The organism is Methanococcus mangrovi (assembly GCF_054506835.1).
The window spans coordinates 717510-729817 of record NZ_CP197114.1 but is presented as its reverse complement, the minus strand read 5'-3'; the positions used below and the strand labels follow the sequence as shown (position 1 = coordinate 729817).

Below are 12308 nucleotides of genomic sequence, written 5' to 3'. Positions count from 1 at the left end.
TCAAAAAAGAATATATTAACCAGGTAGAAAATATAATATTGTTTTAAAAGGTGGTAACTCAATGAACGTAACAACACAAAATAAATTTGAAGACATGGAGATTGAAAAAACTCTTGGTTTAGTTCGGGGAAGCACGATACGAACTAAAAATATTGGTTATGATCTAATAGCCTCGTTAAGAACTATTGTCGGTGGCGAAATTCCCGAATATACTAAAATGATGGATGAATCTCGTGAAGAGGCGCTAAAAAGAATGTATCGAGAAGCACAAAGGCTTGGTGCCGATGCAGTCGTTGGAGTCCGGTTTGAAACATCGTCGATACTTGCAGGTTCAGCGGAATTTTTATGCTATGGAACCGCCGTAAAACTTAAAAATAATATTCAAATGAATTTTAAATAAAATTATAAAAAGGTCCCAAATGATTATTAATCACGATAAATCATTTTATTTTCCATTTTTATTAAAAAAACGACGAATTTTACCAAAAAATTGGAAAAATGGTTTTATCAGCAGATTTAATTTCAAAATTAGAATTTTTTGGAATAACTACAAATTCTAAAAAAGAATATATCCTGTTATTCCATAGATAATAATTAAATTTAATTTAAATTGGAGCATGAAATATGATTAAAATAGCTATTTCAAAAATTAAGGTAGATGAATTCGATAGTTTTGATGAAAATATTCTTTTTGAAATGCCGTTCAAAAGAAAAATCAGGGTTTCGAATGTTAGAACTTCCCAATCCGGAAAAACATACTTTTTTGTGAAAACTGACGATTTTCAAGAATTTAAAATTTACACGGATAAATTAAGTGAAAAATTTGAATTTATATTTAGAAAAGCTGACGGATTTGTAACTGACGGATACGATGTGCTAAAATATGTAACTTTTGAAACTCAAAAACCTAAAAAGAGTATAAATAATAATGAAAATATGTTAAATCAAAAAAGTTTGCTTGTTAAAATACCCCTGTGGCTTGCAAACGAAAATAAACTATATTTTGGAGAAAAAATTGGAAAATTTTTATATATAAAATTTGAATATGTTAATGAAACCGAAAAAGGCATGTGTTTATATTCAAAAGAATTAAATAAAAATGTATGGCTTCCAAAAAGCATGATCTCTTATGAAATTGAATAATTTAAATAAAAAACGTGCATAAGTATATCTACTCCAACTAAATGCAGTTTTAAGAGATATAATTAAGGTGTTATCTTGAGCAGCAGATTTGAAGAACTTTTTGAAAAATTTGAAAAACCTGGATACATGGATTTTGAAAAGGCTGTTGTGGAATTAGGTAAAAATGAAAACATGTGTGGGGGCAACAGGGTAAAAAGTTCAAAATATTTTATTTTAGATAAATATTCTGTTGAAAAGTACCCGCTGAAGTGCTTCTATATTGTTGCATTAGGAATTGCAAATAATGAAGATTTTGAAGAACTTTACAAAAAAATTGGAAAATCAATTTCCGGCCCGGTATTAATTGATGAATTTGAACTGTATGGTATAATGAATGAAAAATCTAAAAAAGAAGACATTCGATTTAAAATAATTATTGAATAAAATAAAAAAGAAAAGTTATTTCATTTCATCTTCTGAAAGGCCCTGTATATTGTTTATCAACGGGTCAATCGTATCCCATATTTTTGAACATGGCACTAAAAATGATTTATCTGTTACAATCACGTAAAGCTTTGAACTTTCCTTATCCCAGGTGGCCTGTAATTTAATACTAAACTTTTTTGGGTCAATTACCCAAGGATTGTTTCCCGTAACAGATATTCCATGCTCTTTTAGTTCTTCAATCATCAAATCAACTTTTTGTTGATTAATATTTGAATATTCATGCTTACCGCACTTACCCTCTCCCATAGTATCCCCCGTTTAACTAAAAAAATTTTTAATAAGTACAATTACTTAAAAATTTTTATGATTTTGGTATACTAAACTTAATTTTTTTAAATTATAAATATGTTGCCAATTAAATTATTAATTACCATTAAAAATTAAATTTTTGCAAGATGTCAATACAAATGTTGCTAAAAGAAGGGCTTTTGAGAAGATTCCCACCGCACTTGTGAGTTTAACCCCCCAAAATAAAAAATTATATATACATTATGTAACAATTATTAATTAACTTTTTAATAAAAATGTAATTAATATTACTTAACTTTATTTTAAAAGGGGATTTTTGTGGATGAAGTTGCAGTTAGGCAGGACATATTAAAATACCTGTATGAAAAAGAAGATTTTGTAAAAGGGAAGGATTTGATGGCGATTTCGGGACTTGAAAAAAACGATTTGAAATATCTCGTTCATTTTCTTGAAATAAAGGGGTACCTGATAGTGAAAAGTTCATCTTACGGCATGAGTTATTACACAAAAATAACAGAAAAGGGAAAAGAAATTATCCGGGAAATTTTAGATAAACGAGAAGAAAATGAGTTAAAACAAAAAAATAGCCACAAAAAATATCCAAAAATAAAATCCAGAAAATTAAGATGCCCTTACAAATAAATTAAGTTTAAAAAGTTCATCTAAACGAATATTTTAAAGTAATCTTTAATACAAATACAGAAAACTTAAATAGTATAAAGCTCACATCTAATAATATCTCAGAATACTCTGGGATGTTTTAAAATGCCTATCCATTGCCGTAACATTTGGAAAATTGGATAAATCATAGTTATCGTAAAAAAAGATTATAGCCACAAATCTTTTAACATTTTTGACCTCACCTATTTTCTTATATTTTTAAATTAAAAACAGTTTAAAAATGAATTTTATAAAAAAATTTAAAAAATAAAATTATTAATTAAATCAATTCTGCTACTTTTTTTGATATTCTTTTTAATATTTCACGGTCTGCAAGTACATTTTTAGGCGGGTCTATTACTTTTCTAAGTTCTAATGGAACTCCATCCATCCTGTAAGCAGTTCCTGTATCTTCAACACCTGCAATTGTTGGTGGGAGAATTATATTTGCAAGAACTGAAGTTGGAGTTTCGTGAGGGTCTATGCAGATTAATGGGATTTGTGACATTCGTTTAACTGCATTTTGCGGGAAATGTGCTCCGGGGTCTGACGCAATATTTAGCATTGCATCTGCTTCTCCCCTAAGTAAACTATCCGTTACACTCGTGTCCCCGGGATTAAATTCTGGAAATCCTCTTGAATAGTCCACGCATAGTGGAAATCCACTGATCCATGTACATACCTGATTGAAACCATTTACGTTGTAGTGGCCCCTCATTGGAATCAGCGTAAATTTAGTACGTGCATTTAAGTCAATTACAAGTTCAATTGCAGTATCGATATTTCTATGCTTTCCTTTAGTATGTGTAACACCCATTGCAAAGAAAAGTTCCCCAAACTGCGCGTTTTTCAGTATTTCAACAGTTTCATATATCGTTTCTTTAGGAATTCCTGCAACGCTTTCTGATTGGAGTTCAAAACCTTTTAAAACAGACCTTATCGCACTTATCAGTTCATAATCTTTATGTGGGTCAATTTTTAAATGGATATCTGCTAATTTTGCAGTGGCTGTATCCCTTGGATCAACTACAATTAAAGTTCTATCGTTTCTCCCGCGACCCCTGAAAAAGCCTCTTGGGAAAACTCCGTATCTACTCATGTGTCTTGGATGCGCGTGCATCGGGTTTGAACCCCAGTAAATTACAACATCTGCCCTGTTTTTAACTTCTCCAAGCGTACATATCGGGTAACCCACATCCTGAAGTGCCCAAACGCTTGGACCGTGGCATACTTCGGCAGTGTTGCTTACAATCCCCCTTATTTTTTCAGCCAACTTCATACCTTCAATATGTGCATGACATTCGGTTGCAGAAAATCCATAAATAAGAGGTTTTTTGGCATTTATTAAAATTTCAGCAGTTTTTTCTATTGCAGTATCAAAGTCGATTTTTTTAAAATCATCTTTTTTATTTTCCCGGTAAAGCGGTTCGGTATATCTTACCGCACCTTTTCGGTGTGTAAACTTGCTGTGGCCAATTCTACATGCATTTCTTGTCTTTACAATATGTCCTGATTCGACAAAACATTCAATGTCATCACAAAGAGTTCCGCAGAAGGGACACACTACATTTTTTATAACATCCATTATTTCACCCTAAAAAATCACCCAATTTAAAAAAATAAAAAAGAAATTAGTAAGAATCTTTAAACGCGCCTTCAATTTGTCCGTATATCTGGCTTGTTTTAAAGTGAGACTGTTCAAGTGCACCACTTGGACATCCTGCCGCACATGTTCCACAACCTTTGCATAAAGCTGAAAGAACTTCTGCTACAATTTTACCGTCTTTTTCAACGAATCTTGGAGCACCGTATGGACACTGCTGTACACAGATACCGCATGCACCACAGACATTTTCATCGATTGTTACAACGATAGGTTCAACCTGAACTTCCCCTTTTGCCAAAGGAATTGCAGCTCTTGATGCAGCTGCTGAACCTTGTGCAACTGATGCAGGAATATCTTTTGGACCCTGACATGCACCTGCTAAATAGATACCATCTGTTGCAGTATCAACAGGTTTTAATTTAGGGTGTGCTTCCATGAAGAACCTGTCAGCAGACCTTGAAACACCGAGCAATTTTTGCACTTCATCAGCAGTTGATGTTGGAACCATACCTACTGAAAGAACAACTAAATCATATTCGTTTTCAAAGATTTCACCTAAAAGGGTATCTTCGGACCTGATTATTGGATTGTCTCCGTCCGGATTATCCAAAACTTGTGCAGGTCTTCCACGGATAAATTTAATTCCGTATTGTTTCGAACTTCTTTCGTAGAATTCTTCGTATCCTTTACCAAATGCCCTGATATCCATGTAATAAATGTCAATATCTGTTTCAGGAGCTTTTTCTTTAATTAACTGCGAATTTTTCATTGCATACATACAGCATACATTTGAACAGTATTTTTTACCGATTTTTGCATCTCTTGAACCAACGCACTGGATAAATGCAATTCTTTTTGGTTTATGGCCATCACTTGGTCTTAATACTTTACCCATCGTTGGACCAGATGCGTTGATCATTCTTTCAAGTTCCATTGAAGTTATAACATTTGGAATTGTTCCATACCCGTATTCTTCTTTTTCAGTTGGGTCATATGGATCATATCCAATTGCAGAAATGATTGTACCGACTTCTGCTTCGATAATTTCTGGTTTTTGACCGTAATCAATTGCCTGAGGTCCACATACTTTTGCACATAAACCGCAATCGATACAACTTTCTTTGTCAATTGTGTACTTTGCAGGAACTGCCTGTGGGAACGGTTTATAAATTGCCTTTCTCATTCCAATTCCCATATCAAATTCGTTTGGAACGGATATAGGACATACTTCCTCACATGAACCGCATCCAGTACATTTTTCTTCAGATAAGTATCTTGGTTTTTTCTCGATTTTTACCTTGAAGTTTCCAATATATCCTTTTACATCTTTTACTTCCGAATAGGAGTAAAGTTTAATATTTGGGTGTTTTGCAACATCAACCATTTTTGGAGCTAAAATACAAATTGAACAGTCATTTGTTGGAAATACTTTATCAAGCTGGGCCATTCTACCCCCAACTGATGGTGTTTTTTCAACAATAATTGTTTCGTATCCTGCATCCCCAAGGTCAAGTGCTGCCTGAATTCCTGCAACTCCTGCTCCGATAACGAGTGCTCTTCTTGTAACTGGAACGTTTAAGTAATCTAAAGGTTCAAGCTGTCTTGCTTTTGCAACAGCCATTCTTACAAGGTCATTTGCTTTTTCAGTTGCTTTTTCTTTTTCTTTCATGTGCACCCATGAACAGTGTTCACGAATATTTGCAAATTCAAACAAAAATGGGTTTAAACCTGCTTCTTCAACACATCGTCTAAATGTAGGTTCGTGAAGTCTTGGAGAGCATGCTGCAACAATTACTCTGTTTAATCCAAGTTCTTTGATGTCCTTTTTAATGAGTTCTTGTCCGGGGTCTGCACACATGTACTTGTAATCTCTTGCAATCACAACATTTTCGAGTCCTTCTGCAGTTCTTGCGACATTTTCACAATCAACTACACCGCCAATGTTTACACCGCAGTGGCAGACATAAACTCCTATTTTTGGTTCTTCCATAATATCACCAATATCTGGCTTGAACTGTTAGTCCAAATACATATTTTAATATCATTATTACTTTTTCTAATAGCTACATCTATTAAAAATTATTTTAAAGACAGTGCGTTCTTTTTAGCTTTATCACAAGCTTCAATACATTTCAAACACATTACACAGAAACCTTCGAGAGGTTTTTCTGGTTTTCCAGTTAATTTGAGCATGTCGTATGGACACGTTTCAATACATTTTCCACAGGAATTACATAAATTAGGACTGAATTCGATTCTTTCGTATTCTTTTCCATTGTGGGTGATTTTACCAATTCTAAGTGCATTATTTGGACAGCTTTGAACACATGCACCACACCGGATACACATTTTAAATTCATTCTGTTTTTCAGTTTTTTTCCTGCTTGGCATTTCAAGTCCTTTTGGATTCACAACAGTTATTGCATTATTTGGACATTTTATGGCACAAGGTCCGCAGTATGCACATTTTTCTTCATCCCAAACTATACCCTCATCAGTTACAGGTTTTGGAGGGGCATATTCTACTACCAAGTCTATTGCGTCAACAGGACATGCAGCCTTACATAATCCACATGCTGGACATCCTTTTGGAGGTACTGCAATCATATCATTTAGAACAATTAAATCTCTTGGACATTTATCTGTACAGTCTCCACATCCAATACATAAATCGCTGTCTACACTAAATTTGACAATATTTTTATCTCTTTTTGGTGATTTTTTGCCTGCAACAAAGATAGCGTTCCATGGACATGTTTGTGCACAGATACTGCAATATATACAGGAATTTTTGTCAACTACTGCTTTTTTGTCATCTATTGAAATTGCACCAACAGGACATTCGGATATACATACTCCACAGCCGACACAGTCATCAGTTACTGCAATAGGTTCTTTTGGTAAAGTAATGTTTCTCTTAGCAGGTTCAACTACTCCGTCCATTCCAACGTAATCATCAGGACATGCGTCAATACATTTCATACAGCCTACACAGAAGCCTTTTAATTTACCATTTTCTATTTTGAGGTTATTTGGACAGACTTTAACACATTCTCCACATAAATCACATTTTGTAGGGAAATATTCAATCTGCTTAATAGTTTTGCCATTTAATTCAATTTCTCTTAAATTTAAAGCATCGTTTGGACATGCTTTGACACAATTTCCACAAAGTTGACATACTTTAAAGGGATTTAATTTTAAAGCTTCTGTAGGGCAGCTATTTTCACAAGCTTTACACATATAACAGTCTTCAGTGTTTATCTTGATCATGATATCCCCCTATAATGTTTTAATTAGTTTTCCGCCCTTAATTACATCCATTGAAAGCATTCTTTCTTTTCCGTCAATTGTGTGCGTTGCACATGAAAGGCAAGGGTCGTATGCTCTGATTACCATTTCCATGTGGTTTAAAACATGTGGTTTTGCATCTTCGGGTGTTTTTATGTATTTTTCAGCAACTTTTTGAACTCCAATGTCCATTGCAGGGTTGTTTTGAACGGTTGCAACTACTAAGTTTGCATCTGTAATAATTCCCCTATCATCAGTTTTGAAGTGGTGTACCAATGTTCCCCTTGGAGCTTCAAGACATCCAACACCTTCTCCAACGATATCAGTTGGTTCTACCCTTATGTCAGTTCCAACAATTGTATCGTCTTCTAAGAATTTTCTTATGAGTTCTGCACTTGAAACAAGTTCGATTAATCTTGCGTAGTGGAAAAGCATCGGGTGGTGTGCAGGTTTTCCAAAAGTTTTTACAAACTCTTCGTAGTATTTTTGAGCAATAGGCGTAGGCATTCTATCGCACACGTTTAATCTTGAAAGTGTATTTACCCGGTAAACTCCGTCAACTGGACCTTTTTCAGTGAGGTACGGGAATTTAAGGTATGAATATGGCCTTACTCCTTCTGACATGTAGTTTAAGTATTCTGAAGGGTCGTATTCATATTCAATTTTTCCTTCTGGGTTTACTACCCTAATTTTTCCTTCATAAATATCCTGTGCACCATTATTTACCATTCCCATGTGGTAGGATTCAAAATAACCAAGTTCAAGGAGGTCTTGTTCTTTTAATCCATCTATCAGTTGTTTTCCAACACCCAATGTTCTTTCTGCAGTTTCTACAAGATTTTCTGACATTTTTAAAAGTTCGTCTCTTTCTTCTTCAGTTAATGGTTTTGATTGACCCCCAACAACTGCAGTTACCGGGTGAATTGCTCTTCCACCAACTTTTTGAATAATTGTTTGACCAATTTTTCTCATTGATATTGCATCTTTTACAACATCCATGTTTTCAGCAGCAACGCCCAAAACATTTCTTTTGAGTGCATCATCAGTCATTGGAAACATTAAATCAGGAGATGCAAGCATTCCAAAGTGAAGCGCGTGGCTGTGAACATTTGAAGCCTGTTGCATTAAATTTCTAAGCATGTCTGCAGTTTTTGGGATTTTTACACCAAATACATTATCAACTGCTTTTGCACTTGCCAAATTGTGTGAAACCTGGCAAATTCCACAAATTCTTGGAGTAAATACAGGAGCATCTTCGATATATCTTCCTTCCAAGAATTTTTCAAAACCTCTAACTTCAACAACGTGGAAATTAACTTTATCGAGTTTTCCGCTATCGTCAAAGGAAAGTGTAACCTTACCGTGTCCTTCGACTCTGGTAACAGGTTCTATCGACAATTTTGTCATTATATCACCGTATTTAGTATCTTACCTTTTGTTATTTATCGGAATTAATGCACTTGGGAGCGTAAATTTGTAAAAACTACCCACTTTATCAAGTATCTGTTTAGGAAGTTCGTGTGGGTCCATTGTTCTGTCATCACCGATTTTATAATCTGATGAAATTGCAGAAACCATTTTAGCACCCTGATCTACTACTTTATCAGTAGGTCCATAACATCCAGTACATGGAACTCCCGCTGTTGGGCATATTGCACCACATGAAGCTCTTGTAGCAATTCCCATGCAGAGGTATCCTTGTTCAAGGAGACATTTTTTAGGGTCAGGCGTTCCCTGATAATTTCTTTTAATTGAGTCTATCGAGACACCCTCCTTACTTTTTTCCCTTGGGCATACTTCACACATGTTTTTAGTTGTTAATTCTGGGGTTTTACCTTCTAAAAGTGACGTAAGAACTCCTGCAATTAATTCTGGTTTTGGAGGGCATCCTGGAAGGATATAATCTACATCAATTACCGCAGAAAGAGGCATTACTCTTGAAGTTAATTCTGGAACTTCTTCACTTGGAATAATTCCTTCTTCGTTTTTCGTTGAAAATGTAGTTTTGTAAGCTTTTTCTAAAAGAGCTTCATTAGCATGTAAATTGCCCATTCCTGGAACACCACCATAAACTGCGCATGTTCCAAATGCAATTACAATTTTTGCTTTTTTTCTCATTTCCTGTGCAGTGTGAAGGTTTTCCTCATTTCTGATACCACCTTCAATTAATGCAACGTCAATATCATCTGGAATTTCCTTAACATCCATTAAAACAGGGCTGTGTACTAACTCTACCTGTTCGAGAACTTTCAATAAATCTTCATGTAAATCTACAAGACTTATGTGACATCCGGAACAGCATGCAAGCCATGTTGTAGCTATTTTTACCATAAAACCACCTTAATAGTTATTTAAGATTTTCATTCAAGGTGCACGGACCTAAAGCTTTTATTCTGTCGTATATTTCGTTCATTTTAGTCTGGAATTTCTCACCTTCTGAAGCTGAAATCCATTCGTGAAGAACTCTTTCCCTACCAATTCCAAGTTCGTCAAGCATATCGTAGAGCATCATGACTCTTCTTTGCCATTTGTAATTTCCAGCATCGTAGTGGCAGTCTCCAAGGTGGCATCCACCAATAAAAACACCATCTGCGCCTTCTTTAAAAGCTTTTAATATAAACGATGGTTCAATCCTTCCCGAACACATCACTCTTATAATTCTTATACTTGGAGGGTACTGCATCCTACCAACTCCAGCCGTATCTGCACCACCATAGGTACACCAGTTGCAACAAAAGCCGACAATCTTTGGCTCCCATTCTTCAGACAAAATTTCACCTCAATTGTTATTAGATATTCGGTAACCTAATACCTACAATAGTTAATCTAATTGATGTGAGTATGACAATTATTAATATATAAATTAGATAATTTGATAGCAAATAAAAAACTATATATATTAATAAAAATTTCTAATTTATACCCGTTAAATAATATAAAAATACTATTTAATAATATTATATAGGATATTTTATAAAAAAGTAGTAATAATTATTTAAAAAGTCGTTTTTTGTTTTAACATAAAACCCTTTTTATTTAATACGATTAACAATTTTTTTTAATATCTATCTTCTTATATAATGTAGGTAATGAATTATCAAATACCTAATATTAAAGATAGGTGATCTGATGGGTAAGACGGTAGAGATAAATCCTACAACAAGACACGAAGGGCATACCAAACTGGTCTTGAAAGTGGATGATGATGGAATTGTTGAAAAAGGTAACTATTTAAGCGTTACCCCGGTTAGAGGTTTTGAAAAATTCTTAGTTGGCAAAATGGCCGAATTTGCACCTATTGCAGTTTCAAGATTCTGTGGAATCTGCCCAATTGCACACGCTACATCTTCAGTGGAAGCAATTGAAGATGCATGTGGAATTACACCTCCAAAAGACGGATTATTATTAAGAGAATTAACGGGTCTTGGAAATAAAATGCACTCCCACCCATTACACGAATTTTTAATTGCTCCAGACTTTATACCTGAAGCTGATAGGGTTGAATACATCAAAAGAATCCAAGAAATGAGAAAAACCGGCCAATATATTGTAGATACTGTTGGTGGAGAAGCAATCCACGCTCCAAATATCAAAGTTGGCGGTATGTTAAAAAACATTACTGAAAATGCAGCTTCAAAAATGTACTACAAATGTAGAGAATACGAAAAATTAGCAAAAGAACATCTTGAATATTTAATTCCGATTTTTGAAAGTAATATGCTTGTAGATGGAACAGAAATTCCTGAAAAATTAGGCTACCACGATTTTGGATATATTGCAACTGATCCTACATATGGAAACAGGGAAAAAATTGACCAGAGCAAAGTTGTTGAATATACTCCATACGACGTTTATGAACAAGATGTTGCAGTACAAGCATGTACTACCATTCCAACATACAACGGAAGATTAATGGAAGTTGGTCCAAGAGCAAGATTTGCAAAATTCCACGATTTTAAAGAAAAAGGCGCTATGGCAATCCACATTGCAAGAGCTTATGAAAATATCGTGCACGTGAAAAAAGCGATGGAAATTCTCGATGAATTAGATGTTAACGGAAAAACAAGATCAACAGAACCAATCCTTGGGGATGGTGAAAAAGTAGGACTTGGTGTTCACGAAGCTGCAAGAGGACACAACACCCACCAAGCTGCAATTGATGCAAAAGGAAGAATCACATACTATAACGCAATTGTTGCTACAACTTGGAATATCCCATTAATTGGAAAAGCTGTAGAAGGAACGCACTACAAATTTGCAGAACACGTTGTAAGGGCATACGACCCATGTGTTTCATGTGCAACTCACGTAATTGCAATGGACTACGATAATAAAATTGTTGACAGAAAAATAATACAATAACTGGTGAATCATGCCTGAATATTTAGAAAAAGAAGTTTTAATCCTTGGATGCGGAAATATTCTGTTTGGAGACGATGGATTTGGATACACGGTAGTAAATAGATTAAATGAATTAAAAGAAAAATATCCAATTCTTAATTCCGACAAAATACAGATTATAGATGCAGGAACTGGAGCTTCTCACTTTATACTTTCTTTAATTGATGAAAAAACCCCATTAAAAAAAATAATAATTGCTGATGTTATCGATTATGGATTGCCTCCTGGAGAATTAAAAAAATTATATTCAAAAGACCTTCCAGATATCGATAAATATCACATAGATGCCCATGACATGCCCCTTGCAGGGATGTTAAAAGATATTGAAGACGATTACGGCGTAAAAATTGTAGTTATTGGATGCCAGCAAAAAAATGTGCCTGCACCAGACATTCTTCTCGAACTTTCCGATGAAGTAAATGCTGCGGTAGATGGCGCTGTTTCATTAATAATCGATGAATTAAAAGAATAA

13 protein-coding genes are annotated in these 12308 nt (G+C 34.5%); 6 read left to right on the top strand and 7 right to left on the bottom strand.

Features of this window, described 5'->3' with window-relative positions; translation table 11 throughout:
* Positions 1–61: 61 nt before the first annotated feature.
* The 3 genes from ACS5L2_RS03940 (at position 62) to ACS5L2_RS03930 (ending at position 1566) form a co-directional block, all read left to right on the top strand.
* Positions 62–400: a YbjQ family protein gene (locus tag ACS5L2_RS03940; protein WP_459202464.1), complete on the top strand. Its 339-nt coding sequence runs from the start codon at positions 62–64 to the stop codon at positions 398–400.
* A 224-nt stretch (positions 401–624) separates the two neighbouring features.
* Positions 625–1143 (top strand): hypothetical protein, encoded by a 519-nt coding sequence (locus ACS5L2_RS03935; protein ID WP_459202463.1) that lies wholly within the window; start codon positions 625–627, stop codon positions 1141–1143.
* Between the two features lie 75 nt (positions 1144–1218).
* On the top strand, positions 1219–1566 hold the full coding sequence (locus tag ACS5L2_RS03930; RefSeq protein WP_459202462.1) for a hypothetical protein: 348 nt from the start codon (positions 1219–1221) through the stop codon (positions 1564–1566).
* A gap of 15 nt (positions 1567–1581) precedes the next feature.
* On the opposite strand, the gene ACS5L2_RS03925 is transcribed toward ACS5L2_RS03930, so the two are convergent.
* Complete coding sequence (locus tag ACS5L2_RS03925) at positions 1582–1875, bottom strand: hypothetical protein (protein ID WP_459202461.1); 294 nt, start codon at positions 1873–1875, stop codon at positions 1582–1584.
* 321 nt (positions 1876–2196) lie between these two features.
* Here ACS5L2_RS03925 and ACS5L2_RS03920 point away from each other — a divergent pair, with 321 nt between their 5' ends.
* Positions 2197–2520, top strand: a complete 324-nt coding sequence (locus ACS5L2_RS03920; protein ID WP_459202460.1) for a hypothetical protein — start codon at positions 2197–2199, stop codon at positions 2518–2520.
* A 298-nt stretch (positions 2521–2818) separates the two neighbouring features.
* On the opposite strand, the gene ACS5L2_RS03915 is transcribed toward ACS5L2_RS03920, so the two are convergent.
* From ACS5L2_RS03915 to ACS5L2_RS03890, 6 genes are all read right to left on the bottom strand, one after another.
* Positions 2819–4123: a formylmethanofuran dehydrogenase subunit B gene (locus ACS5L2_RS03915; RefSeq protein WP_459202459.1), complete on the bottom strand. Its 1305-nt coding sequence runs from the start codon at positions 4121–4123 to the stop codon at positions 2819–2821.
* Between the two features lie 46 nt (positions 4124–4169).
* On the bottom strand, positions 4170–6134 hold the full coding sequence (locus ACS5L2_RS03910; protein WP_459202458.1) for a 4Fe-4S binding protein: 1965 nt from the start codon (positions 6132–6134) through the stop codon (positions 4170–4172).
* 89 nt (positions 6135–6223) lie between these two features.
* The gene (locus tag ACS5L2_RS03905; protein ID WP_459202457.1) at positions 6224–7417 is read right to left on the bottom strand and encodes a 4Fe-4S binding protein; all 1194 of its coding nucleotides are present in this window, start codon (positions 7415–7417) and stop codon (positions 6224–6226) included.
* A 9-nt stretch (positions 7418–7426) separates the two neighbouring features.
* Complete coding sequence (locus ACS5L2_RS03900) at positions 7427–8842, bottom strand: Ni/Fe hydrogenase subunit alpha (RefSeq protein WP_459202456.1); 1416 nt, start codon at positions 8840–8842, stop codon at positions 7427–7429.
* 21 nt (positions 8843–8863) lie between these two features.
* Positions 8864–9766, bottom strand: coding sequence for an NADH-quinone oxidoreductase subunit B family protein (locus ACS5L2_RS03895; RefSeq protein WP_459202455.1), 903 nt, complete (start codon positions 9764–9766; stop codon positions 8864–8866).
* A gap of 16 nt (positions 9767–9782) precedes the next feature.
* The gene (locus tag ACS5L2_RS03890; RefSeq protein ID WP_011170765.1) at positions 9783–10205 is read right to left on the bottom strand and encodes a hydrogenase iron-sulfur subunit; all 423 of its coding nucleotides are present in this window, start codon (positions 10203–10205) and stop codon (positions 9783–9785) included.
* Positions 10206–10564: 359 nt separating this feature from the next.
* Between ACS5L2_RS03890 and frhA the strand changes: the two genes are divergently transcribed.
* Positions 10565–11797, top strand: coding sequence for a coenzyme F420 hydrogenase subunit alpha (gene frhA / locus ACS5L2_RS03885; RefSeq protein ID WP_459202454.1), 1233 nt, complete (start codon positions 10565–10567; stop codon positions 11795–11797).
* A gap of 10 nt (positions 11798–11807) precedes the next feature.
* A complete protein-coding gene (frhD, locus tag ACS5L2_RS03880) occupies positions 11808–12308 on the top strand; it encodes a coenzyme F420-reducing hydrogenase, FrhD protein (protein WP_459202453.1) in 501 nt (166 codons plus the stop codon).

Bases quoted from the DNA above. Each gene is read 5' to 3' on its own strand.
- frhD (WP_459202453.1), top strand. From the start codon at position 11,808: ATGCCTGAATATTTAGAAAAAGAAGTTTTAATCCTTGGATGCGGAAAT.
- ACS5L2_RS03940 (WP_459202464.1), top strand. From the start codon at position 62: ATGAACGTAACAACACAAAATAAATTTGAAGACATGGAGATTGAAAAA.
- ACS5L2_RS03900 (WP_459202456.1), bottom strand. From the start codon at position 8,842: ATGACAAAATTGTCGATAGAACCTGTTACCAGAGTCGAAGGACACGGT.
- frhA (WP_459202454.1), top strand. From the start codon at position 10,565: ATGGGTAAGACGGTAGAGATAAATCCTACAACAAGACACGAAGGGCAT.
- ACS5L2_RS03935 (WP_459202463.1), top strand. From the start codon at position 625: ATGATTAAAATAGCTATTTCAAAAATTAAGGTAGATGAATTCGATAGT.
- ACS5L2_RS03915 (WP_459202459.1), bottom strand. From the start codon at position 4,123: ATGGATGTTATAAAAAATGTAGTGTGTCCCTTCTGCGGAACTCTTTGT.
- ACS5L2_RS03895 (WP_459202455.1), bottom strand. From the start codon at position 9,766: ATGGTAAAAATAGCTACAACATGGCTTGCATGCTGTTCCGGATGTCAC.
- ACS5L2_RS03910 (WP_459202458.1), bottom strand. From the start codon at position 6,134: ATGGAAGAACCAAAAATAGGAGTTTATGTCTGCCACTGCGGTGTAAAC.
- ACS5L2_RS03925 (WP_459202461.1), bottom strand. From the start codon at position 1,875: ATGGGAGAGGGTAAGTGCGGTAAGCATGAATATTCAAATATTAATCAA.
- ACS5L2_RS03905 (WP_459202457.1), bottom strand. From the start codon at position 7,417: ATGATCAAGATAAACACTGAAGACTGTTATATGTGTAAAGCTTGTGAA.